The 26,044-nt window shown below is 71.0% G+C and carries 23 protein-coding genes; 10 read left to right on the plus strand and 13 right to left on the minus strand.

What is annotated here, in order from left to right; translation table 11 throughout:
* Window positions 1-18: 18 nt before the first annotated feature.
* The 8 genes from C2L58_RS02000 to C2L58_RS02035 all read right to left on the minus strand — a co-directional run bounded on the left by C2L58_RS02000 (window position 19) and on the right by C2L58_RS02035 (window position 7,705).
* Window positions 19-774, minus strand: a complete 756-nt coding sequence (locus C2L58_RS02000) for a LytR/AlgR family response regulator transcription factor (RefSeq protein WP_103335311.1) — start codon at window positions 772-774, stop codon at window positions 19-21.
* On the minus strand, window positions 771-1,817 hold the full coding sequence (locus tag C2L58_RS02005) for a sensor histidine kinase (protein WP_103335313.1): 1,047 nt from the start codon (window positions 1,815-1,817) through the stop codon (window positions 771-773). Before C2L58_RS02005 ends, C2L58_RS02000 begins: the two co-directional genes overlap by 4 nt.
* A 48-nt stretch (window positions 1,818-1,865) precedes the next feature.
* Window positions 1,866-2,561 (minus strand): hypothetical protein, encoded by a 696-nt coding sequence (locus C2L58_RS02010; protein ID WP_103335315.1) that lies wholly within the window; start codon window positions 2,559-2,561, stop codon window positions 1,866-1,868.
* Between the two features lie 208 nt (window positions 2,562-2,769).
* Entirely contained in the window at window positions 2,770-3,765 is a 996-nt protein-coding gene (locus C2L58_RS02015; RefSeq protein WP_103335317.1) for an ABC transporter substrate-binding protein, read from the minus strand.
* A gap of 38 nt (window positions 3,766-3,803) precedes the next feature.
* Window positions 3,804-4,853: an ABC transporter permease gene (locus C2L58_RS02020; RefSeq protein WP_103335318.1), complete on the minus strand. Its 1,050-nt coding sequence runs from the start codon at window positions 4,851-4,853 to the stop codon at window positions 3,804-3,806.
* A gap of 73 nt (window positions 4,854-4,926) precedes the next feature.
* On the minus strand, window positions 4,927-5,691 hold the full coding sequence (locus tag C2L58_RS02025; RefSeq protein ID WP_103335320.1) for an ATP-binding cassette domain-containing protein: 765 nt from the start codon (window positions 5,689-5,691) through the stop codon (window positions 4,927-4,929).
* Window positions 5,688-6,725, minus strand: a complete 1,038-nt coding sequence (locus tag C2L58_RS02030; RefSeq protein WP_103335322.1) for a class I mannose-6-phosphate isomerase — start codon at window positions 6,723-6,725, stop codon at window positions 5,688-5,690. Before C2L58_RS02030 ends, C2L58_RS02025 begins: the two co-directional genes overlap by 4 nt.
* On the minus strand, window positions 6,722-7,705 hold the full coding sequence (locus C2L58_RS02035; RefSeq protein ID WP_103335324.1) for a LacI family DNA-binding transcriptional regulator: 984 nt from the start codon (window positions 7,703-7,705) through the stop codon (window positions 6,722-6,724). The genes C2L58_RS02030 and C2L58_RS02035 overlap by 4 nt, the downstream gene beginning before the upstream one ends.
* 314 nt (window positions 7,706-8,019) lie before the next feature.
* Between C2L58_RS02035 and C2L58_RS02040 the strand changes: the two genes are divergently transcribed.
* The 3 genes from C2L58_RS02040 to C2L58_RS02050 all read left to right on the plus strand — a co-directional run bounded on the left by C2L58_RS02040 (window position 8,020) and on the right by C2L58_RS02050 (window position 14,202).
* Complete coding sequence (locus C2L58_RS02040; RefSeq protein ID WP_103335513.1) at window positions 8,020-11,244, plus strand: GH92 family glycosyl hydrolase; 3,225 nt, start codon at window positions 8,020-8,022, stop codon at window positions 11,242-11,244.
* Complete coding sequence (locus tag C2L58_RS02045; protein WP_103335326.1) at window positions 11,241-13,619, plus strand: GH92 family glycosyl hydrolase; 2,379 nt, start codon at window positions 11,241-11,243, stop codon at window positions 13,617-13,619. The genes C2L58_RS02040 and C2L58_RS02045 overlap by 4 nt, the downstream gene beginning before the upstream one ends.
* Window positions 13,620-13,836: 217 nt before the next feature.
* On the plus strand, window positions 13,837-14,202 hold the full coding sequence (locus tag C2L58_RS02050; RefSeq protein WP_103335328.1) for a DUF3817 domain-containing protein: 366 nt from the start codon (window positions 13,837-13,839) through the stop codon (window positions 14,200-14,202).
* A gap of 61 nt (window positions 14,203-14,263) precedes the next feature.
* Here the strand turns inward: C2L58_RS02050 and C2L58_RS02055 are convergent, their stop codons facing one another.
* On the minus strand, window positions 14,264-14,764 hold the full coding sequence (locus C2L58_RS02055) for a MarR family winged helix-turn-helix transcriptional regulator (RefSeq protein WP_103335330.1): 501 nt from the start codon (window positions 14,762-14,764) through the stop codon (window positions 14,264-14,266).
* Window positions 14,765-14,843: 79 nt separating this feature from the next.
* Between C2L58_RS02055 and C2L58_RS02060 the strand changes: the two genes are divergently transcribed.
* Entirely contained in the window at window positions 14,844-15,152 is a 309-nt protein-coding gene (locus tag C2L58_RS02060; protein ID WP_103335332.1) for a thiamine-binding protein, read from the plus strand.
* Window positions 15,153-15,195: 43 nt separating this feature from the next.
* On the opposite strand, the gene C2L58_RS02065 is transcribed toward C2L58_RS02060, so the two are convergent.
* Entirely contained in the window at window positions 15,196-15,603 is a 408-nt protein-coding gene (locus C2L58_RS02065) for a hypothetical protein (protein ID WP_103335334.1), read from the minus strand.
* A 352-nt stretch (window positions 15,604-15,955) separates the two neighbouring features.
* On the opposite strand from C2L58_RS02065, the gene C2L58_RS02070 reads away from it, so the two are divergent.
* Window positions 15,956-16,927 carry a tetratricopeptide repeat protein gene (locus C2L58_RS02070; RefSeq protein ID WP_103335335.1) on the plus strand — a complete coding sequence of 324 codons (972 nt, stop codon included), beginning with the start codon at window positions 15,956-15,958 and terminating at the stop codon, window positions 16,925-16,927.
* Between the two features lie 48 nt (window positions 16,928-16,975).
* Here the strand turns inward: C2L58_RS02070 and C2L58_RS02075 are convergent, their stop codons facing one another.
* Entirely contained in the window at window positions 16,976-18,409 is a 1,434-nt protein-coding gene (locus C2L58_RS02075; protein ID WP_199191056.1) for a neutral zinc metallopeptidase, read from the minus strand.
* A gap of 133 nt (window positions 18,410-18,542) precedes the next feature.
* Between C2L58_RS02075 and glgP the strand changes: the two genes are divergently transcribed.
* Both glgP and C2L58_RS02085 read left to right on the plus strand, forming a co-directional pair.
* On the plus strand, window positions 18,543-21,071 hold the full coding sequence (gene glgP / locus C2L58_RS02080) for an alpha-glucan family phosphorylase (RefSeq protein WP_103335338.1): 2,529 nt from the start codon (window positions 18,543-18,545) through the stop codon (window positions 21,069-21,071).
* Window positions 21,072-21,134: 63 nt separating this feature from the next.
* On the plus strand, window positions 21,135-22,124 hold the full coding sequence (locus tag C2L58_RS02085) for an LLM class F420-dependent oxidoreductase (protein ID WP_103335340.1): 990 nt from the start codon (window positions 21,135-21,137) through the stop codon (window positions 22,122-22,124).
* A 41-nt stretch (window positions 22,125-22,165) separates the two neighbouring features.
* On the opposite strand, the gene C2L58_RS02090 is transcribed toward C2L58_RS02085, so the two are convergent.
* On the minus strand, window positions 22,166-22,561 hold the full coding sequence (locus C2L58_RS02090; protein ID WP_103335342.1) for a rhodanese-like domain-containing protein: 396 nt from the start codon (window positions 22,559-22,561) through the stop codon (window positions 22,166-22,168).
* On the minus strand, window positions 22,558-23,103 hold the full coding sequence (locus C2L58_RS02095; RefSeq protein ID WP_103335343.1) for a cysteine dioxygenase: 546 nt from the start codon (window positions 23,101-23,103) through the stop codon (window positions 22,558-22,560). The genes C2L58_RS02090 and C2L58_RS02095 overlap by 4 nt, the downstream gene beginning before the upstream one ends.
* A gap of 314 nt (window positions 23,104-23,417) precedes the next feature.
* Between C2L58_RS02095 and C2L58_RS02100 the strand changes: the two genes are divergently transcribed.
* The 3 genes from C2L58_RS02100 to C2L58_RS02110 are packed head-to-tail and all read left to right on the plus strand — an operon-like array spanning window position 23,418 to window position 26,044.
* Window positions 23,418-24,239, plus strand: a complete 822-nt coding sequence (locus tag C2L58_RS02100; protein WP_199191057.1) for an ABC transporter ATP-binding protein — start codon at window positions 23,418-23,420, stop codon at window positions 24,237-24,239.
* A 55-nt stretch (window positions 24,240-24,294) separates the two neighbouring features.
* Window positions 24,295-25,074, plus strand: coding sequence for an enoyl-CoA hydratase/isomerase family protein (locus C2L58_RS02105; protein ID WP_103335517.1), 780 nt, complete (start codon window positions 24,295-24,297; stop codon window positions 25,072-25,074).
* 4 nt (window positions 25,075-25,078) lie between these two features.
* The gene (locus C2L58_RS02110) at window positions 25,079-26,044 is read left to right on the plus strand and encodes a class I SAM-dependent methyltransferase (protein WP_103335345.1); all 966 of its coding nucleotides are present in this window, start codon (window positions 25,079-25,081) and stop codon (window positions 26,042-26,044) included.

The raw sequence follows: 26,044 nt of genomic DNA on the forward strand, positions 1-26,044 counted from the left end.
CCGGCCGGAGGTGGTCGCTCATCGCGAATCCGAGCCGAGCTGGCCGCGCTGTGCCGCTTCCAGCAGCCGGTCGCGCAGGTCTCGCGCGTGGCGGCGGCTGACCGGGACGTCGCCGGCCTCCGTGTGGGCCAGCAACCCGCCCGCCGAGTCGCTGCGCAGCTCCAGCACCGCCCCCACCGCCAGCAGGAAACCCCGGTGGACCCGGCTGAACCCCGTGCCCTCCCAGTACTCCTCCAGCCGCGAGATCGGCATCCGCACCAGGTGGACCCCGCCGCGGGTGTGGAGGCGGACGTAGTCGCCGTGCGCCTCGACGAACAGGACGTCGTCCCGGCGGACGTAGCGCGTGCGCCCGCCCGACTCGACCGGGAGCGCCGCCATCGCGTCCGGGGTCGGCCGGGACGCCGGGGTCGCCATCCGCAGCACCTTCGCCAGCGCGGCGGAGAGCCGTTCGGTGCGGACCGGCTTGAGCAGGTAGTCGACGGCGCCGATGCCGTACGCGGCGACCGCGTGCCCGTCGTGCGCGGTGACGAACACGATCACCGGCGGCTCGCTCAGCTTCGCCAGCAGCGACGCCAGCTCCAAGCCGTCGAGGCCCGGCATCGAGATGTCGAGGAACACCGCGTCGAAGCGATCCGCCTGAAGCAGCCTCAACGCCTTCAGCGCGTCACCCGCCCCGACGACTTCGCCGACTTCGGGCGCTTCGCCCAGCATGCGGCAGAGTTCGTCCAGCGCGGGCGGCAGGTCGTCGACGGCCAGCACCCGGAGCCCGCTCACGGCAGCACCCCCGGCTGGAACCGCGGCACCCGCACGATCACCCGGGTGCCCGCGCCGACCTCGGTTTCGACGGTCAGGCCGTACCAGGCGCCGTAGACGTCCCGCAGCCGTCTGTCCACATTGGCCAGCCCGAGTCCCGCGGGGTCGTCCTCGCCGATGCGGCCGGCCAGCAGGTCCGCGGCCCGTTCCGGGTCCATGCCGACCCCGTCGTCCTCGACGAAGATCACGCAGTCGTTCCCTTCCGCCTGGCCGTGCACCTGGACCTGCCCGGTGCCCGACCGCGGCTCGATGCCGTGCCGGATCGCGTTCTCCACCAGCGGCTCCAGCACGAGGTACGGCACGGCGACGGCGAGGATCTCCGGCGCGACCCGCACCTGGACGCGCAGCCGTTCGCCGAGCACCGCCTTCTGCAGCGCCAGGTACGTCTCGATCGCGCGGAACTCCTCGGCGACGACGGTGTACTCGCCGTGGCGAGCCAGGCTGTAGCGCGTGTAGTCGGCGAAGTCGAGCATGAGGTCGCGGGCGCGATCCGGGTCCGAACGCACCAGCGACGCGATCACGGTCAGGGCGTTGTAGACGAAGTGCGGGGACATCTCCGCCCGCAGCGCCCGCAGTTCGGCCTGCGCCGCCTGTTCCGCCGAGGCCTCGAGCCGCCCGCGTTCCAGTGCCTGCACGACGAGGTCGGCGGCCTGGGCCGCGACCGCCTCCCGGACGTCCCCGACGACCAGCAGCGCCCCGGCCAGCTCGTCGCGGACGTGCAGCGGCAGCACCAGGACCTCCGGCGCCGAGCCGGGTTCTTCGCTGTGGAGGACGCCGTCGAGCACCGTCGCGACGACCGCGTCCGGCCCGGGCCGTCCCGACCACATCAGGGAACCGGACAGGTCGGCGAGGCCGAGCCCCGGGAAGCCGAAGAGCCGGCGCAGGCGGTGCGCGGCGCGACGGGCGGGCATCCCGGTCAGGCCGTCACGCAGGTCGTCGGTGACGCGGCGGGCGGCGGCGAGCACCGGCAGCGGGTCGGCGCGGGACGCCGGGCGCAGGTGCACGGTCGGGCCTCCCCTCGGCGGCGGTGTCCAGGGCAGTAGATCCTACGGCTACGCGGGCCCGTCGCGGTCGGCCAGCACCTGGGCGTGGCGGCGGAAGCGGCGCCAGGTCCGGTAGTGGTCGATCGCCGTGACGTTGCCCAGCAGGCTCGAGTTCGCCGGGTACGGCCGGTCCGGCAGCGAAATCCACCCGGTCGTGCGAGTTTCCTTGACCGCCACCGGCACCGGCCGGAACGTCGTCGGGTCGAGATCGTCGCTGTGCCGGACGACCTCGTCGAAGAACCACGCCGACGTGATCAGCGCCAGCACGCCGCGGGACGCCTTGAGCGCCTCCTTCAGCGGCCGCGCCTCCAGCAACCGGAACGTCTGGTTGATCGCCGGCGCGGTGACGCCGTGGTCGTCGTAGGCGATCTCGCCCGCGTGCAGCGCCATCCGGAGCCGGATCCGGGCGCCGGGGTCGTGCGTGCGGTTGTGCCGGTGCAGCGCGACGGCGAGCGCGGCCGGCAGGAACTCGACGAAGGGCCCCTTCGGGATCTCCGGCGGGACGAGGACGAAGACGCCGTCGCCGCAGTCCTCGCGCCGGCAGGCCGCCCACGGGACGCCGGCGTCGTCGAACGCCCGGCAGAGCGCGCGGTACAGCCCGTCGCGCAGCGCCAGCCGGTGTGGCGTGGTCCGGCGCTGGTCGCCGTAGCCCTCGACGTCCACGGCGAAGATCGTCCGGTGCAAAGCCGGCCGCTCGTACTTCATCGCACCCTCCCTGCGATCATGCATCCGGTAGTGCAGATGCATGTGCAGATGAGTGTGACGCGGAACACTGCCTCGGCGAAACGGGCCATGCGGTGAACGGTTTGCCTGCCGCGGTGACCGGCAGCCGATGTTCACCGCGGTGAAAACGCTGTTCAGGGCCCTGCGAGTGGGGTTGCACAGCACCCGCAGGACCCTGACGGACAGCGGATCAGCAGCTCTGCTTGTAGAAGTACTGCGAGTTGGCGTCCATGTCGTCCTTGGTGATCGAGTGCAGCTGCGCGGTGAGGTTCCGCGTCGCCGGCTTGCCCTCGACGGCCGCGACCGCCTGCTGGACGCCCTGGGTGCCGATCGAGGCCGGGTCCTGGGCGATCAGGGCCTGGTACTGGCCGCTCTTGAGGCCTTCGACCTCGGACGGGCTCGCGTCGAAGCCGATCAGGTTGACCGCGCCGACCTTGCCCGCGTTGCGCAGGCCGGTCGCCGCGCCCTCGCCGGTGTTCAGGTTGGTCGCGAAGACGCCGATGAGGTCCGGGGTGGACGAGAGCGCCGCCGTCACCTTGGCCGCGGCCTGCTCCGGCTCGTTCTGGGTGAACTGGACGCCGATCGACTTCAGGTTCGGCGTGTTCTTCAGCTCGTCCTCGAAGCCCTTGGCGCGCGCGGCGGTCGTGGACGTGCCCGCGATCGTGTCGAGCACCAGGACCGAGCCGCTCTTGCCGGCCGCGAGCTTCGCCATCGTCTGGGCGGCGAGCTTGCCGCCCGCGGAGTTGTCGGAGGACACGGACGACACGGCGACGCCGGTGTCCTTCAGCGCGGTGTCGACCTCGACGATCTTCGTCCCGCGCGCCTTGACCTGCTGGATCGGCGCCAGCATCGCGGTGTCGTCGGTCGGGGCGATCAGCAGCGCCGCCGGCGGGTTCGCGCCGAGCGCGTTGACCAGCTGGGTCTGCAGGGGAGCGTCGAACTTCTGCGGTGCCTGGGTGGTCAGCTCGTAGCCGAGCTTCTCCGCCTCGGCCTGCGCGCCGCACTGCAGCGAGATGTAGAACGGCTCGGCCTGCACGCCCGGGATCAGCGCCAGCTTCTTGCCGCCGACCGGCCTGGCGGTGTCACCGGACCCGCTTTGCCCGACCGTGCCGGATCCGCACGCGGTGAGCAGGGCGGCGGCGGAGACCACGGCACCCATGGCGGTGAGAGTCTTGGTCAGTTTCATAAGCACCTCGTTGTACTTGGGGGACTGTACTTGGGGACTCAGCGGGAGTTGCGGCGACGGCGGCGGCGCTGGTCGAACCAGACCGCGGCGACCAGGACCCAGCTGACGATGAACATCTGCCAGAAGTCCTGGACGTGGATGATGTTGAAGCCCTTGCGCAGCACCGCGGGGATGAAGACCCCGATCACCGTGCCGAGGATCGTGCCGACGCCGCCGAACAGGCTCGTCCCGCCCATCACGACCGCGGCGATGGCGTTGAGGTTGTCGGTGGTGTGCCCGGAGATGGTGGTCGAGTTGTAGTAGGCCAGCGACAGGAAACCGGCGATCCCGGCCAGGAAACCGGTCAGCGTGTACACCTTCAGCAGGTGCGCGGTGACGCCGATGCCCGCGCGCCGCGCGCCCTCGGCGTTGGAACCGACCGCGAACGTGTAGCGCCCGAACTTCGTCGTCCGCAGCAGCCACGCGCCGATCACGGTGAGCACGATGGCCACGATCACCAGGTTGGGCACGATGCCGAAGGACGTGCCGTAGCCCAGGGTCTTGGTCAGCTCCGCCGGCACGGTCCGCAGGTCCGAGCCGCCGTTCAGCAGGTACGCGGTGGCGAGCGCGGCGCCCATCGTGCCGAGCGTGACGATCAGCGCCGGGATCTTGGCCACGGCGACGAGGACACCGTTGAGCACGCCCCAGACCGTGCCGGTGACCACGGCGACGACCAGCCCGACGAGGATCACGCCCCAGCCGGCCTTCGACGCGTCGCCGCCGGACAGCGCCTCCATCACCTTGCCGGCGACCATGCCCGCGAGGATCAGCACCGAACCGACGGAGAGGTCGATGCCCGAGGTGATGATCACGAACGTCATGCCGACCGACAGGATCAGCAGGACCGAGGACTCGATGAACAGCGTCTGGAAGGTGAACAGCGTCGGGAAGCTGTCCGGCGCGAGCACGCTGAACAGGATGACCAGCACCAGCAGGACCAGCCCGATCCAGAACGTGTTGGCCTCGATCAGCCGCTGGCCCAGCGGCCGCTTGCCGAAGCCCGCTTCGGGTGACTCCTGGATTTCCTTCGGGGGAGTGGACACGCTCACGCCGCCTCCTCGCTTGCGCTCGTCGGCGTCGTGACCGACGCTGCTGTGTCTATTGCGGACCTCGCAGGCTCGGTCACGCGGCCTCCTCCTGCACGAGTGCGCCGGTCATCGCGGCGACGAGGTCTTCGAGCTTGGTGTCCGAGCCGGTGAACCGGGCGACGCGCTTGCCGAGCCGCAGCACCTCGACGCGGTCGGCCACCGACAGCACCTCGGGCATGTTGTGGCTGATCAGCACGACGGCGATGCCCTTGTCGCGCACCTTCTTGATGACGTCGAGGACGCGCTCGCGCTGCACGACCCCCAGCGCGGCCGTCGGCTCGTCCATGAACACGACCTTCGACGCCCACACGACCGAACGCGCCACCGCGACGCTCTGCCGCTGCCCGCCGGACAGCGAACCGATCGGGACGTCGGTGCTCTGCAGCGTCACGCCGAGGCGCTGGAACTCTTCGACGGCCTGCCGCCGCATCTCCGCCTTGTCGAGCATCCCGAGCTTGCCGAGAATGCCCTTGCGGTGGATCTCCCGGCCCAGGAAGAGATTGGCCGCCGGATCGAGTTCGGGTGCGACCGCGAGGTCCTGGTAGACGGTCTCGATGCCCAGCCGCCGCGCCGTGGTCGGCGAGTCGAAGCGGACCTCCTTGCCGTCGAGGACGATCTTCCCCGACGTCGGCTGTTCCGCGCCGGAGAGGCACTTGACCAGCGTCGACTTGCCGGCGCCGTTGTCCCCGATCAGGGCCGTCACCTCGCCCGCGCGGGCCTGGAACGACGCGCCGCGCAGGGCTTCGACGGACCCGTAGTGCTTCGTGAGGTCGATCGCGTCCAGCAGGATTTCGCTCATCCGTGCCTCTCCTCCGGCGCCGGCGGCCGGCAGCGGATCACCGTCGCCGTGCCGGACAGCTCGGTCTGGCCGGCGTCGAACGGGACGACGTAGGTGTCGCCCTTCGCCAGCGCGTGCTCGCCGCCGTGCTCGGTCCGCAGGGTGCCTTCGCCGTCGAGGACGACGAGGACCGCGAACGACGGATCGAGTGACAACGTTGTCAGCTTGTCCGTGCGCAGCTGTTCGGCTCGGAAGAACCGTTCCGAGCCGCCCGCCAGCAGATCCACGCTGGACGAGGTGTCGCCCGCGGTGCGCTTGATGATCGTGGTCAGCCGTTCGGCGTCCCAGCCCGAGGTGTCCAGCGCCTCGATGGCGGTGTCGAAACCGAGGCCGAGGTGGCCCTTTTCCGGCGACGCGAGGAAGTCGCGCCACTCGATGGTGAGCGAGAAGTCCGTCGGCTGCTGCAGTTCGACGACGAACACGCCCTCGCCGATCGCGTGCGGCAGCCCGGCCGGGATGTAGACCGTGTCGCCGGCGGACACCGGGATGCTGTTCAGCGCGCCCAGCATGGACGGCACGTCCTGCTCGCGCGTCCACTCGGACACCGTCGCCTTCGACAGCGTCTCCTTGAAGCCCGGGTAGACGCGCGGGTCGTCGCCGTAGGTGCCGACGACGATCCACGCCTCGGTCTTGCCGAAGTGGGAATCGAAGTGGCGCTTCGCGAAGGTGTCGTCCGGGTGGAAGTGCACGGGCAGCCGCTGGCCCGCGTCGAGCAGCTTGACCAGCAAGCCGGTCGACGTCCCGAGGGCCTCGACGTGCTTCGCGCCGAGCCAGCCGTTGGCGTTCGCCACCACGGCGTCGCGCAGCCAGGCGCCGTCCGGGAGCCGGGTGAGGCCGTTGGTCTCCTGGCCGAACATCGTGGTCGCCGAGGCGACCCAGTCCTCCGGGCCGAACTTCTTGTCCGGCGACGCGCCGCGCAGGCCTGCGATGGCGTCGCCGCCGCGGTAGAACTGCGGCGGCTGGTTGGCGGGGAGCCGGATCGGTTCGAGGGTCACGGGGCGACCTCACCGGAACCACGGGCGACGAGATGCACGGGCAGGACTACCTTTCTCGGCGGGGACTGATCTCCCTGTACTCGGGCGAAAAGCAGTTCGGCCGCGGCGTGGCCCGTTGCGCTGACGTCGTGCGCGACCACGGTGACCGGCGGGTTCAGCAGGTCCGCCAGCTCGAAGTCGTCGAACCCGACCATCGCCGGGCGCTGCTCGGCGTGCGCGAGCGCGCGCAGGAGGTGCACGGCGATCCGGTTGTTGCCGGCGATCACCGCCGTGGCCGCGTCCGGGCCGTCGAGCAGCCGCTTGACGGCGTTGCCGACGGCGTCGGGCGTCGGGGTTCCCATCGAAACCAGCGACTCGTCGTAGGAGATCCCGTTGCGCACGCAGCCCTCGCGGAACCCGCGCAGGCGCTCGGCCGCGGTGAAGATGTCCGGGCTGTCGCCGAGGAACGCGATCCGCCGGTGCCCGTGCTGCGCCAGGTGCGTGACGGCTTCGATGGTGCCGCCGAGGTTGTCGACCAGCACGGTGTCGGCCACGATGTCGCCGGCCGGGCGGTCGATGAACACCACCGGCGTGCCCGCGCGCATCTCCGGCACCAGGTAGCCGTGCTGCAGGCCGGCCGGGACGACGAGGATGCCGTCCACCCGCCGCGCGCAGAACTCCAGGACGAGCTCGCGCTCGCGGTCGGAGTTCTCCTCGGACGAGCCGGTGAGCACCTGGCGCCCGAACGACGTCGCGATGCGCTCGACCGCGCGGTTCAGCTCGGAGTAGAAGGGGTTGCCGACGTCCTCGACGATCAGCCCGATGGTGCCGGTCGTCGACCCGCGGCGCAGGTTCCGCGCACCCAGGTTGCGCCGGAACCCCAGCTGCTCGATGGCCGCCATGACCCGCTCGGCGGTGTCGGGGTGCACCGCCGGTTCGTCGTTGACCACGCGCGAGACGGTCTTGATGCTCACGCCCGCCAGCCGGGCCACGTCGCTCATCGTGGCTCGCCTGCTCGCGGTGCGCGTGCTGCCGTCTCGGTCCCGGCCGAGAGGAGACAACGTTGTCATAGTGACGGGGATTGAACGCCACGCCCCCGGTGCTTGTCAACGCCTGTCGCGTGGATTGTGCCGATTCGGCTACCGACGGCGTAGGACAGACGGCTGATGACGCTGTCCGGAAGCGGACAGGTCTTGACGTGTCCCTTGACTGTCTCGTGAGCCGCTGCCCAAGGTGGCCGGGTTCGACCGACTGCGCGACAAGGTTGTCATCACACCGTTTCTGGTCGCGCTGACGAGGTGGAGAGGCGATGGCCATGGCGCGAGCGCGCTCAAGAGCCGGTTTGACTTTGTTGGCCTTGGCGGTGACCGCAGCGGTGGCTCCCGCTGTGCCCGCCGCGGCGGCTGCCGGCACCGATTACGCGAAGTGGGTCAACCCCTTCGTGGGCACCCGGCCCGGTGGGGCCGACCACGGCACCGGGGGCGGTGCCGGCAACACGTTCCCGGGCGCGGTCGCACCGTTCGGGATGGTCCAGTGGAGCCCGGACACGGTGAAATCCCAGCCCGGCGGCTACTTCTACGACGACAACGCCCTGACCGGGTTCAGCCTCACGCACCTTTCCGGCGCGGGCTGTTCGACCTATCAGGACATCCCGTTCATCCCTTATGTCGGTGAAGTGACGACTTCCCCGGCCACGGACCCGGCCCACTACACGTCGAAGTTCTCGCACGCCAACGAACACGCGACCCCGGGCGCCTACGACGTCACCCTCGACAGCGGCGCGAAGGTCGAGCTGGCCGCGACCCAGCGCACCGGCTCCGCGCGCGTGACCTACCCGGCCGGCGCGTCCTCGACATTGCTGGTCAACACGTCCGGCTCGGTCAACGGCACCGACGACGCGTCCATCACCATCGGCAAGGACACCATCAGCGGCTGGGCCACGAGCGGCCGCTTCTGCGGGGCGCGCAACAGCTACCGCGTCTACTTCTCGGCCAAGTTCGACACGCCGTTCGCGTCGATCGGCACCTGGAAGAACGGCGCCGTGACGCCGAACAAGGCGGCCGAAACGGGCGGCGCCAAGGCGAAGGTCGCGCAGCCCAACGGCGTCGACGCCTCGATCGCGCGCCCGGCCAAGGCCAAGACGCAGGACACGACCGTGTCCGGGCCGGGCAGCGGCGGGTACGTCACCTTCGCCAACCTCAACGGCGCGCAGGTGAACGTCCAGGTCGGACTGTCCTTCGTGTCCGTCGACGGCGCGAAGGCCAACCTCAAGGCGGAGAACACCAAGAAGTCGTTCGACACGGTGGCCGCGAGCGCGCGCAAGGCGTGGAACGACCAGCTCGGCAAGATCGCCGTCACCGGTGGCTCCGACGCCGACCTGACGACGTTCTACACCTCGCTGTACCACTCGCTGATCCAGCCGAACGTCTTCTCCGATGTGGACGGTCAGTACCCGGGCTTCGACGGGCGGATCCACCAGGCCGACAAGGGCCACGCCGTGTACACCAACTTCTCCGGCTGGGACATCTACCGCTCGGAGGCCCCGCTCCTGGCGACGATCGACCCGAAGGAGACCTCGGACATCGTCCGGTCGATGATGGCCTACGCCGAGCAGGGTGGCTCGTGGGACCGCTGGACGGTCGCCAACGACTACACCGGCGTCATGAACGGCGACCCGTACCACATCATCGTCTCGAGCGCGTATGCGTTCGGCGCGCGGGACTTCGACGCCCAGAAGGCGTTGCTGCTCATGATCAAGGGCGCTACGCAGCCGACCCAGGGCTACACCGAGCGGCCGGGCCTGGACGACTACCAGAAGCTGGGTTACGTGCCCGGCGCCGGCGCGGACACCCTGGAGTACACCAGCGCCGACTTCTCCATCGCCCAGTTCGCGAAGCGGCTCGGCGACAGCGCGACGTACACGACGTTCATGAAGCGCGCGCAGAACTGGCAGAACCTCTACAACCCGGGCACCGGCCACCTGCAGCCGCGCAACGCGGACGGCTCGTTCGCCGGCACCTACGACCCCGCCAGCTCGCAGGGCTGGGTCGAAGGCAACGGCGCGCAGTACGAGTGGATGGTGCCCTACGACCTCGGCGGCGTCGTGACGGCGTTCGGCGGCAACACCGCGACCCAGTCCCGGCTGGACACCTTCTTCACCCAGCTGAACGCGGGCACGCAGGAGCCGTACGCCTTCATGGGCAACGAGCCGAACTCCAACGCGCCGTACGTCTACTCGTACGCGGGCGCCCCGGCCAAGACCCAGGCGATCGTGCACCGCTCGATGGACGAGCTGTACAACCCGCGTCCCGAAGGCCTGATCGGCAACGACGACCTCGGCCAGATGTCGGCCTGGTACGTCTGGTCGGCGCTCGGCATCTACCCGGAGATCCCGGGCCGCGCCGAGACGCTGCTCGTCACGCCGCGCTTCGAGCACGCCGTGCTCACCACCGGTTCGGGCAAGAAGGTCACCATCAACGCGCCGGGCACCGGCGACTACGTGGGCAGCCTGAAGGTCAACGGCGGTGCCGCCGCGAAGGCGTGGCTGCCGGAGGCGCTGATCTCCGGTGGCGGCACGCTCGACTACACCCGCTCCGCCACGGCGACCACGTGGGGCAGCGCGGCGGCCGACGCCCCGCCGTCGTTCCGCGAGCAGGAGAAGCCGAGCCTGTCCTTCGTGGACCCGGCGCGCGCGGTGACGCCCGCGGGGTCGACGTCGAAGGCGTCCGTGGGCGTCCAGGACCTCTCCGGCACCGCCCGGACCTGGACCTACAGCGCGGGCAGCGTCGACGGGATCACGCTGACCCCGGCGACGGGCAGCATCGCGGTGCCCGCCGCGGGCAAGGCGAGCGCGGAGCTGACGGTTTCGGTCCCGGCGGGGCTGGCCGACGGCGCCCGCCGCATCCCGGTGACGTTCTCCGCGCCGGGCGTGGCTTCCTCGCAGGCCGTCCTGACGGTGCTGGTGGCCCAGCCGAACAGCTGGCTGGCCACGGTGAACAACGCCGGCATCTCCCCGGACGCGAACTCCGGCGCGGCCAACTTCGACGGCGGCGGCTGGAGCTACTCGGCCGACGCCCTCGCCGCGGCCGGGGCGACCCCGGGCAGCACCGTGACCAGCGACGGCATCAAGTTCACCTGGCCGTCGTTCCCGGCGGGCGACCCGGACAACGTCGTCGCCGGCGGCCAGACGGTGAACGTCACGGGCTCCGGGCGGCTCGCGCTGCTCGGCTCGGCGTCGAACGGCAACGCGTCGGGCACGCTGACGATCACCTACACCGACGGCAGCACCTCCACCGCGACCATCGGGTTCTCCGACTGGACCCTCGGTGGTGGCGGCGCGCAACCGGCGTTCGGCAACCGCATCGTGCTGTCCACGCCGTACCGCAACGCCGCGGGCAGCGACCCGCAGCAGATCCGCACGATGGTGTTCGGCACCAACCCGATCACCCTGGCCGCCGGCAAGACGGTCGCCAGCGTGACGCTGCCCGACAACGTCAGCGGCGGTGCCCTGCACGTGTTCGCGATCGGCATCGGTTCGTGAAGCGCACCATCCTCGCGGGCTTCTTGACGCTCGCCGCGGCCGCGACGGGGCTCAGCCCCGCCGCGGCCGCGGCCGGCGGGGACGCCCTGGCCGCCGTCAACACGTTCATCGGCACGCAGGACGAGGGCAACACCTTCCCCGGCGCGTCGGCGCCGTTCGGGATGACTCAGGTCAGCCCCATCACCTCGCACTACGCCGGCTACCGCTACACCGACACCGCGATCCGCGGCTTCGGGCACTTCTTCCTGTCCGGCGCGGGCTGCTGGGAGCAGGGCGGCCTCGTCTCGACCCTGCCGACCACGGGCGAAGTGGGCCCTGGCAAGGCGTTCGACACGACGAAGGCGGCCACGTTCGACCAGAAGCAGTACGCCTCGCCGTTCACCCACGACGGCGAAGTCGGCAAGCCCGGCTACTACAAGGTCCACCTGACCGGCTACGGCGGTGTCGACGTCGAGACGACCGCGGCGACCCGGGCCGGGGTCGAGCGGTACACCTTCACGAAACCGGGCGACGCCAACGTCTTCGTCAACGTGGGGCAAGCCAACGACAAGGAACCGGTGACGGGCAGCAGCATCCGCGTCGTCGACGACCGGACCGTCGAGGGCACCGTGGAGTCGCAGGCGTTCTGCGGCGGCAAGGCCTACACGACGTACTTCACGACGAAGTTCGACAAGCCCTTCAAGTCCTCGGGCACGTGGTCGCCGGCCGGTGGCACGCCCGGGTCCCGCGAGTCGAGCGGCGGCGCGGGCCTGCGTGGCGCGTGGCTGACGTTCGGCGGCGGTCAGGTCACCGCGACCACCGCGATCTCCCAGGTGGACGCGGCCGGCGCGCGGGTGAACCTGGCGTCGGAGCACCTCCGCTCGTTCGACGCGGCCAAGGCCGACGTCCAGCGCACCTGGCGCCGTGAATTGTCCACTGTGGACATCAAGGGTGGCACGCCGGACGACCGCACGGTCTTCTACACCTCGCTCTACCACGCGCTGCTGCAGCCGCTGACGGCGAACGACGCCGACGGCCGCTACTACGGCTTCGACAAGAAGGTGCACCGCGCGATCGGCTGGACGTACTACGACTTCTTCTCGCTGTGGGACACCTACCGCACGCAGAACCAGCTCCTGGCGCTGCTGCGGCCGGACCGGGCGCGCGACATCGCGAAGAGCATCCTGGCCATCCACGACCAGGGCGGCTGGCTGCCGAGGTGGGCGTACGCGAGCCAGGAGACGAACACGATGACCGGCGACCCGGTCACGCCGTTCCTGGTCGACCTCTGGCGCTTCGGCGCGCTGTCGGGCGAGGAGGTGCACGCCTACCAGGCCCTGCTGCAGAACTCGCGCGAGATCCCGCCCGCCGCGTCGCCGTTCCAGGGCCGCTCGGGCAACGCGAGCTACCAGCAGGACGGGTTCGTCCAGTACGACCCGGACTTCCCGAAGAAGGGCCAGGACACCGACCCGAACCACGGCGCTTCGGCCACCCTGGAGTACGCGCTCGGTGACTGTTCGCTGTCGGTCATGGCGGCCGCGCTCGGCAAGAAGGACGACGCGGCGGCGCTGGCCGCGAAGGGCCGGACCTACCGGACGTTGTGGGATGCCACCCAGGCCGACCGCGGCTTCACCGGCTTCTTCCGGCCGAAGGTCCTCGGCGGCGCGTGGTTCTCGCCCGCCGACAAGCCCTACAGCCCGCAGAGCCAGGACGGCTTCCACGAGGGCACGGCCTGGCAGTACCAGTGGCTCGTCCAGCAGGACGTACCCGGGCTGGTGCAGCGGATGGGCGGCCCGGCGGCCGCCGGGAAGCGCCTCGACGACTTCTTCGCCTACGACGAACTGGTGAAGAACCCGGCGACGGCGGTCCGCGAGAACTGGGTCGTCGGCCCGTACGACTACTACGACCAGTTCCGCTACAACCCCAACAACGAGCCGGACCTGCACTCGCCGTGGATGTACGCGCTCACCGGGCAGCCGGCGAAGACGTCGACGGTCGTGCGGGCGGCGCACACGTTGTTCACGAACGCGCCCAACGGCGTCACCGGGAACGACGACCTGGGCACCATGTCGGCGTGGTACGTCTTCAGCGCGCTCGGGCTCTATCCCGCCGTCCCGGGTACTGGGAATTTCGTCCTGAACGCGCCGCGGTTCGCGAAGTCCGTGCTGCACCTGGAGAACGGGCGTGACGTCACGATCAAGGCGCCCGGTGCGGACGGTTCGAAGCTGCAGTACGTCTCGGGGCTGAAGGTCGGTTCGCGGCCGGGTGACCACGTGTACGTCAACGTGGACCAGCTGAAGCGCGGGACGACGCTCGACTTCGGCCTCACCGGCGACGCGACGGCGAAGTGGGGGACGTCACCTTCGGCCGCCCCGGCTTCGCCCTGCGCGGGGTAGTCACCCACCGCTCGCGGCCGTGGTTCAGACCACAGTGGACCACGGCCGTGAGCATCGTCACGGGCCCCGGTGTTCCGGTGAGCGCCGTCACGCCTCACACTGGGTATCAGCACGTCCGACAGCGCCGTTGACGTCCACAGGCAGTCCGCCTTGGACGGTGCCGTCGGACGTTTGCCATGTCACGAACAAACGTGGTGAGACCCCACAGGAGGAAGAAGTGTCCAGCAAGGCCGCTCTAGTTTTCCGCGTGGCCGCAGTCGCCGAAGCCCTCTCCTGGGCGGCGCTGCTTGTCGGGATGTTCCTCAAATACGTCGTCCACTCCTCTCACGAGGGCGGCGTGCCCGTCCTCGGCATGGTGCACGGCGTGATCTTCGCTCTCTACGTGGTCGTCTCCCTGTCCGTGGCGAAGCCGCTCGGCTGGCGCCCGAAGACGCTGGTCCTGGCGCTGCTCGCGAGCATCCCGCCGCTGTTCACCTGGCTGTTCGAGAAGTGGGCGCTGCGCAACGGCAAGCTCGACGGCCCGCAGCGGCTGTCCCACGGCGGTGTCGGCCTGTTCCAGGTGAAGGAACCCGTCGCCGTCTGATTCCCAAGGCGTGAGAAAGGCCCGCACTCTTCCGAGTGCGGGCCTTTCCGCTGTCGAGCGCTTACTCGCTGAAGTCCCCGGCGGCCCGGCGCACCTTGGTCAGCAGGTCCGTCAGCTGCTCGGTCTGCCGCTCGGTCAGCCCGCTGAGCCCGAAGTCGATGGCGGTGACGGCTTCGGTCGCGGCCTCGCGGCGCCGGCGGCCCTCGTCGGTGATCTCCACCAGCGTCGTGCGGCGGTCGGTCGGGTGCGGGACCCGCTTGACGAGCCCGTCGCGCTCCAATCGGTCCACTATGTTGGTGACACTGGTGGGGTGCAGCTGGAGCCGCTCGCCCATCACCCGCATCGGCAGGCTGGCGCTGCGGGCGAAGGTGAGCAGCACCAGTGCTTCGTACCGGGCGAAGGTCAAGCCGTGCGGCTTGAGCGCGCCGTCCACCGCGGACTGGATGATCTGCTGGACCCGCATCACCCCGGTCACCGCGGCCATGGTCCCGGAGGGCCCGATGCGGTCCTCCCAGATCCGGGCCGCGCGGGCGATCGGGTCGAACGGCAGCGGACGGTTCATGACACGCGAAGTTACCAGCGGGTACCGGCGGGTGTCGCACGACTGGCGGAAATGGCCACCGAAGAAGGGACTTCCGAGCATGATCGTCGCGTTCAGCGTGAGCCCGTCCGGCGGGGACCCCGACGGCGGGGTGAGCGAGGCCGTGGCCCGCGCGGTGAAGGTCGTCCGCGAGTCCGGCCTGCCCAACTCGACCAACGCGATGTTCACGAACATCGAAGGCGAGTCCTGGGACGAGGTGATGGACGTCGTCAAGCGCGCGGTCGAGGCCGCGGGCGAAGGCTCGGCGCGCGTCAGCCTGGTCCTGAAAGCGGACATCCGGCCGGGCTTCTCGGGCCAGCTCGAAGCCAAGGTGGACCGGGTGGAAGCCCACCTCCGCGACAGGTCGTGAGTGGTAAGGCGGGTTCTAACCCGCCTAAACACTCACGAGGGGGTCAGGGCAGCGGCGGGGTGAAGGCGACCGTCCAGCGGCCGTCTTCGCTCGTCACCGTCAGCGGGTAGCTGAACGGCTGACCGTCGCCGAGGGCACCGGAGACCGTCGCCCGGGTCGGTGCGGCCGCGTCCGGGCCCAGGTCCACGCGCACGGCGTGGACCCCGCGGTCGGCGAGCACCGAGACGTAGTCCTTCGCGAAGTCGCCGCCGCCCGAGCCGGGGTAGTCGAGGAGGCCGGCGAAGGCGTCGGCGTCGTGGCCGGAGAGCGCCGAGGCGAGCCGGTCGCGCAGCTCGGCCGGGGTGGCCGCACCGGGGTCCGGCTCGTGCACGATGAGCAGCGTCACGGCCCCGATCCAGACGACGGCGGCCGCGACCGAGAGCCCCACCTTCACGTCACGCCGGATGTGCACCCGGCCGAGCCTGCCCCAGCGGTGCCGTCCCTGCCAAGCGGACGGCCCGGGCAGCGTGCGGAAACCCCGCGGATCGGCCCGGTCACCCGCTGAGCAGCCCCCGTTTTCCACGCTACCGGTGGCCACCGACAGTGCCCGGGGCTGCGCGCGCGGCCCGGAATCGTCGGTGCCGGTCGGTAAGCTGGATACCGGGGGCCGGAGGCCGGCCCAGCTCGCTGCCGAAAGCCGCCCGCGATCGCACGCGGCTTTCGAACCCCGCGCCGCCGTCGTCGCCGGCGCCCGAACCGGCCACACCGTGGACGGGGCCGGGCACCCCGTGAAACTTCTCCGGTGCGCGTGCCAGGATGGAACCGTGACACAACCACGCGGATCTGCAGCGAAGTCAGCGGCCCTGTCCGCCGCCCTCTCCGGCGCGGTCGACCTGTCCGCGCTCAAGGCCCGCGCCGAAGCGGCGCAACGGCAGCCGGCCCCGCCCGCCGGGCCGGCCGGTGGTGATGGGCCGCCGCGGCCCGCCTCGGGCGATGCCGTGATCGATGTCACCGAGGCCACCTTCCAGGCCGAGGTCGTGGAACGGTCCCTGCACCAGCTCGTGGTCGTCGACCTGTGGGCCGAGTGGTGCGGCCCGTGCAAGCAGCTGTCCCCGGTCCTGGAGCGGATGGCCACCGAGTCCGGTGGCGCGTGGGTCGTCGCGAAGGTCGACGTCGACGCCAACCCGCGGATCGCGCAGCTGTTCGGCGCGCAGTCCATCCCGACGATCGTCGCGATCGCCGGCGGCCAGCCGGTCGACGCCTTCTCCGGCGCGCTGCCCGAGCCCGAGATCCGCAAGTGGATCAACGCGCTCCTGGACGCCCTGCGCGACAAGCTGCCCGGAATCCGTGACGCGGAGACGGCCGGCGGCCCGGTCGAGGAGCCGGAGGACCCGCGCTTCACCGAAGCGGAAGAGGCCTTCGAGCGGGGCGACTTCGCCGCCGCGCAGGCCGCGTACGAGCGCATCCTCGACGTCGAACCGGCGAACGAGCTGGCGAAGAACGCCCTGGCCCAGGTCAAGTTCACCGCCCGGGCCGAAAGCGCCGACCCGGACGCGCGCGCCAAGGCGGACGCGGACCCGTCCGACCTGGCGGCCCAGCTCGACGCGGCCGACCTGGACATCGCGGAGAACGACGTCGAGGCGGGGTTCAAGCGCCTGATCGACGCGGTCCGCCGCACCGCGGGCGAGGACCGCAACAAGGTCCGCGAGCACCTGGTGGCCCTGTTCGACCTGTTCGACCCGGCCGACGACCGGGTCATGAAGGCCCGCCGCGACCTGGCGAGCGCCCTCTTCTGAGAGAAAAGGGGCCCCCACCGCGGTGGGGGCCCCTTTTTCACGCAAAAATCAGGCGTACTGCTTCGAGCAGACCGACGAGCCTTCCAGGTACCCGCGACGCAGTGCCTCGACCCGGTCGAAACCGCTGTCCGGGCGCTTCCCGTTGACGTCCGCGGACACCAGGCTCTCCGGCTGCAGCAGGTCCGCGATGGCCTCGTCGAGGTCGCCCGCCGACAGCCGCAGGTCGCCCGGCCGGTTGGTGAACGCCGCCCAGGCGCCCACCAGGCAGGCCGTGCGCAGGCCCGCGTTCGCGTTGTCGATCGACGCGCCGACGCCCTTCTGGATGCCCAGCGCGTACCGCGCCGCGACCTCCGAGAAGGCCGCGAAGTCACCCATGCCGCCCGGGTCCTCGCCCTTCATCTCGGCGTCGCGGTCGATCGGCTGGGCGAGTTGGGCCAGCTTCGCCAGGTCGATGCTGACGGTGTTGTCGCCCGGGCAGTACGACGCCGGCGGCGTGGTCTGGCAGCTGCCGCCGTCGGTGATCTCGGGGGCGGCCACCCCGGCGCCCTTGAAGGCCTCGTCGAGGCTCTTCTTCAGCAGCGCGACGGTCTGGGCGGTGAACTTCGCGTCGCCCTTGCCCTGGTCGCCCTTGTCGAACGGGCGCTCGGTGAGGCGGGGCTTGATGTTCTCGGCCGTCATCCCCGCGCACTCCTTGGGGCCCTTCTCGAACCCGGCTTGGAAGGCGTACGTGCGGTCGAACGCCGTGCCGTGCGCGCCCTTGTCGGCGGCGCTGGTGCCGGCCTGGTCGCGGATCAGGAACATCGACGCCATCACCTGGTTCAGGCCTTCGGACGTCGAGACGCGGTAGTACTTGCTCTTGTCCTCGGCGACCCAGCGGAAGTAGCCGCCGGCGAAGCAGTCGGCCTGCTGCTCCTTGACCACGGTCGGGGTGTTCTTGGTGATCCCCGCCTTGTCGCCGAGCCGGTACTGAACGGCGTGGCCGAACTCGTGCGCGAGCACCACGACCACCGACATCGGGCCGAATCGCTGGCGCAGCATCGGCAGCAGCACGCCGCGGTCCCACGCCACCGAGTCGTCGACCGGGCAGTAGAACGCGTTCACGAGCTTCTTCACGCTGCCGCAGCCGGTCTTCTCGGTGTCGGTCTGCGCGTCGTAGGACAGCAGCGACTTGACCGGTTCGAACTGCCGGCCGAAGTTCGCCGGCAGCATCTCGCCCCAGTAGGTCTGGACGTCGTCGATCGCGGCGGTGGCGAGCTTGTCGTCCTCGCCGCCTTGGGCGTTGCGGACGTTCAGGCTCGGCGTCGGCGCGTCCGGCTTGAGGCCGCTCTCGAAGTGCGTCACCGGCAGCCCGGAGACCGAACCCGCCCCGGTGTCCTTGGCCGGATCCCCGTTCGCTCCGCCCTTGCCGGTGCACCCGCTCACGGCGACCGCCGCGACGGCCAGCAGCGCGACCAGCGCCCGCCGTCCTCCCCCTGGGATCATCTGTCCAACTCGCTCTCGTGCCCACCCGGTACCCGACGCGCAGGACCCTACCCAGGGCATACGCGGGTTGTGCACGTAATCCCCGAAGTCCTCCCTGCGCACCGCGCCCCGCGGCCCGATATCGTCGCTTCCCATGCGTGCAGTCCGCCGGTTCACCGTCCGCGCCAGCCTCCCGGATTCGCTGTCCGGCCTGGGCGCGCTGGCCACCAACCTGCGCTGGACGTGGCACCCGCCGACGCGCGACCTGTTCGCGTCGATGGACGCCGAGCTCTTCAACGCCGTGCGCGACCCGCTGCGGATGCTCACCGCGCTGCCGCCGGCCCGCCTCGACGAGCTCGCCGTCGACGACGGCTTCCTCGCGCGTGCCCGCGCCGCGGCCGAGGACCTGGAGAAGTACCTGTCGGAGCCGCGCTGGTACCAGCGCCGCGAAGACGACGACCTGCCGTCCGCGGTCGCCTACTTCTCGATGGAGTTCGGCGTCACCGAAGCGCTGCCGAACTACTCCGGCGGCCTCGGCGTGCTGGCCGGCGACCACCTCAAGGCCGCGTCCGACCTGGGCGTGCCGATGGTCGGCGTCGGGCTGCTCTACCGCAACGGCTACTTCCGGCAGTCGCTGTCGCTCGACGGCTGGCAGGTCGAGCACTACCCGGTGATCGACCCGAACGCCTTCCCGCTGGAGCTGCTGACCGTGGGCGGGCGGCCGGTGCTGATCGGCGTCGCGATGCCGGGCGGGCGCGAGCTGTGCGCGCAGATCTGGCAGGCCCGCGTCGGCCGGGTGCCGCTGCTGCTGCTCGACACCGACACCGAGGCCAACGACGAAGACCTGCGCGGCGTCACCGACCGGCTCTACGGCGGCGACGCCGACCACCGGCTGCGGCAGGAGATCCTGGCCGGCATCGGCGGGTTCCGGGCGGTGCGGAAGTACTGCGAGCTGACCGGGCACCCGCAGCCGATGGTGTTTCACACGAACGAGGGACACGCGGGCTTCCTGGGGCTGGAGCGCGCTCGAGAGATCGTGCAGGCCGACGGGCTCGCGTTCGACGAGGCCATGCCCGCCGTTCGCGCCGGGACGCTGTTCACCACGCACACCCCGGTCAGCGCGGGCATCGACCGGTTCCCGGTGGACCTGGTGCAGCGCTACTTCAACGACGGCAGGCTGGTGCCCGACATCGATCCGCGGCGCGTGCTCGCGCTCGGCGCCGAGGACAACCCCGGCCTGTTCAACATGGCGCACATGGGCCTGCGGCTGGCGCAGCGCGCGAACGGCGTCTCGCAGCTGCACGGACGCGTGACGCGGAAGATGTTCTCCCGGCTGTGGCCCGGGTTCGACCACGACGAGGTGCCGATCTCGTCGGTGACGAACGGCGTCCACGGCCCGACGTGGGTGGCGCGCGAGCTGAGCACGCTGCTCGGCCGCGAATGGGGCCTCGACGTCGGCGAAGGGCCGCTGCGCGACGGCGTTTCCGACGCCCAGCTGTGGGAGCTGCGGCGCGAGCTGCGCGAGAAGCTGGTGCACGAGGTGCGGCGCCGGGTGCGCGCCGCGTGGCTGCAGCGCGGCGCTTCCCCGCTGGAGCTGGGCTGGGTGGACTCGGTCTTCGACCCCGACGTGCTGACTGTCGGGTTCGCCCGCCGCGTCCCGACGTACAAGCGGCTGACGCTGATGCTGCGCGACCCCGACCGGCTGCGGACGCTGCTGCTGCACGAACAGCGGCCGATCCAGGTCGTCGTCGCCGGCAAGTCGCACCCGGCCGACGAGAACGGCAAGCAGCTGATCCAGCAGATCGTCCGGTTCGTCGACGGCGCGGACGTGCGGCACCGCATCGTCTTCCTGCCCGACTACGACATGTCGATGGCGCGGTACCTCTACCGCGGCTGCGACGTCTGGCTGAACAACCCCGTGCGGCCGCTGGAGGCGTGCGGGACGTCGGGGATGAAGTCGGCGTTGAACGGCGGCCTGAACCTGTCCATCCGCGACGGCTGGTGGGACGAGTGCTACGACGGCAGCAACGGCTGGGCGATCCCGACCGCCGACGGCGTCGCCGACCCGCTGCGCCGCGACGACCTCGAGGCCGCGGCGCTGTACGAGCTGCTCGGCCAGCAGATCGCCCCGCTGTTCTACGACCGCTCGTCCGACGGCGTGCCCACGGGCTGGCTGTCGATGGTGTGGCACACCCTGGAAACGCTCGGCCCGCGCGTGCAGGCGTCCCGGATGGTCCGCGAGTACGTCGACAACGGCTACCTGCCGGCCTCCCGCACGGTCGCGGCGGCCACCGGCGACGGCTACCGCGGCGCGCTGTCGCTCGCGGACTACCGCACGAAGCTCGAGGTGTCGTGGCCGCGGCTGCGGATCTTCGACTCGGAGCTGCTGGTGGAGGCGACCGAGCCCCTGGTGGTGGGCACCGAGGTGACGATCAGGGCCCGCATCGACCTGGCCGGTCTCGATCCGTCCGAAGTGGACATCCAGGCGGTGGTCGGCCGCGTGGCCGACGACGACGAGCTCCGCGACCCGGTCACGGTCCCGATGTCCGGCGACGGGGTCGGAGCGTTCGCGGCCCGCGTGAAGCTGCCCCAGCCGGGCGCGATCGGCTACACGGTCCGGGTGCTGCCGAAGCACAGCCTGCTGGCGACGCCGGCGGAGCTGGCGCGGGTCGTGCTGGCCTGACCTGGAGTTGCTCCAGCCGGAAATCGCTGCGCAGCCCGGCTTGGGCGGCGTTAGGTTGGACGCATGCGCTTCGGAATGTTCGTCCCGCAGGGCTGGCGGCTCGACCTGGCCGGCATCGACCCCGCGGACCACTGGAAGACCATGCTCGGCCTCGCGAAACACGCGGAGGCCGGGCCCTTCGAATCGATCTGGGTCTACGACCACTTCCACACCGTGCCCGTCCCCACCGAGGAGGCCACGCACGAGGCGTGGTCGCTGATCTCGGCCTTCGCCGCCGCGACGGAGACCGTCCGGCTCGGGCAGATGTGCACCTGCATGGGCTACCGCAACCCCGCCTACCTGGCGAAGGTCGCCGCCACCGCCGACACGATCTCCGGTGGCCGCGTCGAGATGGGTATCGGCGCCGGCTGGTACGAGCACGAGTGGCGGGCCTACGGCTACGGCTTCCCGTCCGCCGGCGAGCGGCTCGGCCAGCTCGACGAGGGCGTGCAGATCATGCGTGACCTCTGGACGACCGGAAAGTCCACGCTGGACGGCAAGCACTACCGGACCGACGGCGCGATCCTGCGTCCGCTGCCGCCCCAGGAAGGCGGGCTCCCGCTGTGGATCGCCGGCGGCGGCGAGAAGAAGACGCTCAAGATCGCCGCCAAGTACGCGAAGTACACGAACTTCGCCGCCGACCCGGAGACGTTCACTCGCAAGTCGGAGATCCTCGCGCAGCACTGCAAGGACGTCGGCACCGACTTCGACGCGATCGTGCGCTCGGCCAACCACAACATCGTCCTCGGCGAGACCGAAAAGGACGTCCAGGACAAGCTGGCCTGGTTGCGGTCCCACCTCGGCAAGTACATCGAGGCCGACGCCGTCGAGCGCTGGGCGGGCAACTTCGAGAACAGCCCGGCCACCGGCACGCCGGAGCAGGTCGCCGAGAAGCTCGCCGCGATGGGGGAGCTGGGCATGTCGTACGCGATCTTCAACTTCCCGGAAGCCGCGTACGACCGCTCAGGCATCGACCTGTTCACCAAGCACATCGCCCCGGCGCTGGCCGGCTGAAAACCGTCGGTCCCCTTCGGTAGCGTGGAAAACGGGGGCTGCTAAGGCACCGCCGGGCTCCCGCCGGCCTGCACGGGCAGGCCGGCGGCGGCCCACGCGCGGAACCCGCCGTCGAGGTCGGTCGCGCCGGGCAGGCCGAGCCGCTGCAGGTCGGCCGCCGCCAGGCTCGACGAATAGCCCTCGTTGCACACCACGACCACCGTCGCATCGGGAGTCACCGAAGGCAGCCGCCACTCGCTGTCCGGCGCCAGCCGCCACTCCAGGTGGATCCGCTCGACGATCACCGCGCCGGGGATCTCGCCCTCCGCCTCGCGGTTCGCCAGCGGCCGGATGTCGACCAGCAGCGCCCCCGCCTCCTGCAGCTCGCGGGCCCGGGCGGGCGTCACCCGGTCCAAGCCGGACCGTGCGGAAGCCAGCAGTGAATCGACAGCGTTCATGACCGGACGATAGCGGGCAGCGGCGGGATTTCCGCCGGAACGTCGGCGAGCGTGGCGTACTCCCGCGTCGCCACCAGCGGCGGCGAATACGCGTGGACGCTCGCGGCGGGCCGGTCGCCGAGGCCGGTGACCTGGTGGGCGCGGCCGGCGCCGAAGCCGAGGCCGTCGCCGGCGACGTGCGTCCGGCGCCGGATCGGGCCGCCCGGGTAGCGGTACTCCTCGCCGAGTTCACCCTGCAGGACGGTGAACGAGCCGGACGCGCCGCCGTGGTCGTGCGGCTTCGTGGACTGGCCGGGCAGCCACGACAGCAGCCACAGCTCGACGCCGTCGGTCAGCGCCAGCCGGGCCCACCAGCGGCGGTCCTCGTCGAACCGCAGGATGCCCTGCAGGCCCGCGGTCAGTTCGGTGGTGACGGTCGTGGTCAGCTCGGCCAGCTCGCGCGGTGTCCAGAGCAGCCGCGTGGGGTGCAGCAGCTCGGGCAGCAGCGGGTCGGTCAGCTGCGGGTGGATTTCGACGGGCGGGCGAACCAGGGACGTGGTCAACGCGGGTGCTCCTCGCAACGTGGAGTGATCGGGACGCCGGGGCAGCGCGGCACCGCACGCGTCAGCGGACGCGAGGGATCAGGGGAGCCGCGCCCGCGTACACCCGGCCGAAGCGACGAGGAGCAGGTCGATCGCGCGACGGCGCCAGAAGGAGCCCCGGGTCACCGGGGGCACGGGCGCGTCGGCGGACATGATCCGGATGGTGCCACAACCGGCGTTCCCGCTCACGGTGTTCCACCTCGTGGAACGGCTCCGACCTGCCCGTTCGCCGTCTCACCCGGGCGGGTGCGCACGCGCGCGCGACGGCAGACAGAATGGGCCTCGTGAGCGAGCCGATCCAGCCCAGCGAACTTGACGACCTCGTGGTCCGGATGGCCGGTGTCGGCGTCCGCCGGGGGACCAACGACCTCCTCGCCGGCCTCGACTGGACCGTGGAACTGGACGAGCGCTGGGTGGTGCTCGGGCCGAACGGCGCGGGCAAGACCACCCTGCTGCGCCTCGCCGCGGCCGAACTGCACCCGACCACCGGCGAGGTCGACCTGCTCGGCGAGCGGATCGGCCGGGTCAACATCTTCGACCTGCGCCCGCGCATCGGCTTCACCTCGGCGGCCATCGCCCAGCGCGTGCCGGGCGAAGAGCTGGTCAAGGACGTCGTGGTCAGCGCCGGCTACGCGGTGCTCGGCCGCTGGCGTGAGGAGTACGACACCCTCGACACCGCCCGCGCGACCGAGCTCCTGGACGCGATGGGCATCGGGCACCTGGCCGACCGCACCTTCGGCACGCTGTCCGAAGGCGAGCGCAAGCGCGCGCTGATCGCCCGGTCGCTGATGACCGACCCGGAGATGCTGCTGCTCGACGAGCCCGCCGCCGGCCTCGACCTCGGCGGCCGCGAGGACCTGGTCGCCCGGCTGTCCGAGCTGGCGCTGGACCCGGACGCCCCGGCCCTGGTGCTGGTCACCCACCACGTCGAGGAGATCCCGCCGGGGTTCACCCACGCGCTGCTCCTGCGCGACGGCCACGCGGTGGTGTCCGGGCTGGTCGACGACGTCATCACCAGCGAAAACCTCTCCAAGACGTTCGACCAGGACCTCGTGCTGGAGCGTTCCGGCGATCGCTTCTTCGCCCGCCGTCGCTAGGCTGTCCTTACCGACCGGTAGCGTGCTGGCAGATCGTCAACGAGGAGTGATGGGCGTGGGAGAGTTCGTAACCCTGGAGGTCAAGGACGCGGTCGGGACCATCCGGCTCGACCGGCCGCCGGTCAACGCCCTGAACGCCCAGGTCACCGCCGAGCTCGCCGAGCTGGCGAAGGAGGTCTCCGAGCGTGACGACGTCCGTGCGGTGATCCTCTACGGCGGCGAGAAGACCTTCGCCGGCGGCGCGGACATCAAGGAGATGGCCGCCCGCACCTACCCGGGGATCGCGAAGTTCGGCGCGATCCTCACCGGCACCCTCGCCGCCATCGCGAACATCCCGAAGCCGGTCGTCGCGGCCATCACCGGGTACGCCCTCGGCGGCGGCCTGGAGCTGGCGCTGACCGCCGACTGGCGGGTCGCCGGCGACAACGTGAAGGTCGGCCAGCCGGAGATCCAGCTCGGCGTCATCCCCGGCGCGGGCGGCACCCAGCGCCTGGCCCGGCTGATCGGGCCGAGCAAGACCAAGGACATCGTCTACACCGGACGGTTCGTCAAGGCCGAAGAGGCGCTGCGGCTGGGGATCGTGGACCAGGTCGTGGCCCCGGACGACGTCTACGCGGCCGCGCACAAGTGGGCGGCCCAGTTCGCCGACGGCCCCGCCGTGGCGCTGCGCGCGGCGAAGGCGGCCATCGACGGCGGCCTCGACACCGACCTGGCGAACGGGCTCAAGCTCGAATCGCACCTGTTCGCCGCCCTCTGGGCGACCGAAGACCAGCAGAACGGCATGAAGTCGTTCATCGAAAACGGGCCCGGCAAGGCCACGTTCGAAGGGAAATGACGCCTTGACCGACGTGAACGACCCGGCGCCGAACCCGCACGCCACCGCCGAAGAGGTCCAGGCGGCCTACGCCGACCCCAAGCTGGCGAACGTGCTCTACCACGACTGGGAAGCCGGCACCTACGACGAGAAGTGGTCGATCTCGTACGACGAGCGCTGCATCTCCTACGCCACCGACGTGTTCAACGCCGTCGCGGGCGAGGACGGCCAGCCCTACCAGCACGCGATGGAGCTGGGCAGCGGTACCGGCTTCTTCCTGCTGAACCTGATGCAGGGCGGCGTCGCCAAGAAGGGCTCGGTCACCGACCTCTCGCCCGGCATGGTCCAGGTCGCGCTGCGCAACGCCGAGAAGCTCGGCCTCGACGTCGACGGCCGGGTCGCCGACGCCGAGCGCATCCCCTACGACGACAACACCTTCGACCTGGTGGTCGGGCACGCGGTGCTGCACCACATCCCGGACGTCCAGGCGGCGTTCCGCGAGGTGCTGCGCGTGCTCAAGCCGGGCGGCCGGTTCGTCTTCGCCGGCGAGCCGACCAAGATCGGTGACTTCTACGCCCGCAAGCTCGGCCAGTTCACCTGGTTCCTGACGACCCGGGTGACGAAGCTGCCGGTGCTGAGCGGCTGGCGGCGTCCGCAGTCCGAACTGGACGAGTCCTCGCGCGCCGCGGCGCTCGAAGCCGTGGTCGACATCCACACCTTCGACCCGTCGGAGCTGGAGACCTGGGCCCGCGGGGCCGGCGCCCAGGACGTCCGCGCGGTCACCGAGGAGTTCGCCGCCGCGCTGGCCGGGTGGCCGATCCGGACGTTCGAGGCCGCGGTGCCGGCCGAGAAGCTCACCGTGCGCTGGCGGCTGTTCGCCTACCACCTGTGGCTGCGGCTGTCCGCCGTGGACAAGAAGGTGCTGGCGAAGATCCTGCCGCGCGAGCTGTTCTACAACGTCATGATCACCGGGACCAAGCGGCCGTCCTGA

Source organism: Amycolatopsis sp. CA-126428 (assembly GCF_002904335.1).
Lineage (GTDB): Bacteria > Actinomycetota > Actinomycetes > Mycobacteriales > Pseudonocardiaceae > Amycolatopsis.

Coding starts and splice junctions, on each gene's coding strand:
- C2L58_RS02010 (WP_103335315.1), bottom strand. CDS start 2,561: ATGAAGTACGAGCGGCCGGCTTTGCACCGGACGATCTTCGCCGTGGAC.
- C2L58_RS02015 (WP_103335317.1), bottom strand. CDS start 3,765: ATGAAACTGACCAAGACTCTCACCGCCATGGGTGCCGTGGTCTCCGCC.
- C2L58_RS02025 (WP_103335320.1), bottom strand. CDS start 5,691: ATGAGCGAAATCCTGCTGGACGCGATCGACCTCACGAAGCACTACGGG.
- C2L58_RS02035 (WP_103335324.1), bottom strand. CDS start 7,705: ATGAGCGACGTGGCCCGGCTGGCGGGCGTGAGCATCAAGACCGTCTCG.
- C2L58_RS02040 (WP_103335513.1), top strand. CDS start 8,020: ATGGCGCGAGCGCGCTCAAGAGCCGGTTTGACTTTGTTGGCCTTGGCG.
- C2L58_RS02055 (WP_103335330.1), bottom strand. CDS start 14,764: ATGAACCGTCCGCTGCCGTTCGACCCGATCGCCCGCGCGGCCCGGATC.
- C2L58_RS02060 (WP_103335332.1), top strand. CDS start 14,844: ATGATCGTCGCGTTCAGCGTGAGCCCGTCCGGCGGGGACCCCGACGGC.
- C2L58_RS02075 (WP_199191056.1), bottom strand. CDS start 18,409: ATGATCCCAGGGGGAGGACGGCGGGCGCTGGTCGCGCTGCTGGCCGTC.
- glgP (WP_103335338.1), top strand. CDS start 18,543: ATGCGTGCAGTCCGCCGGTTCACCGTCCGCGCCAGCCTCCCGGATTCG.
- C2L58_RS02085 (WP_103335340.1), top strand. CDS start 21,135: ATGCGCTTCGGAATGTTCGTCCCGCAGGGCTGGCGGCTCGACCTGGCC.
- C2L58_RS02090 (WP_103335342.1), bottom strand. CDS start 22,561: ATGAACGCTGTCGATTCACTGCTGGCTTCCGCACGGTCCGGCTTGGAC.
- C2L58_RS02100 (WP_199191057.1), top strand. CDS start 23,418: ATGGGCCTCGTGAGCGAGCCGATCCAGCCCAGCGAACTTGACGACCTC.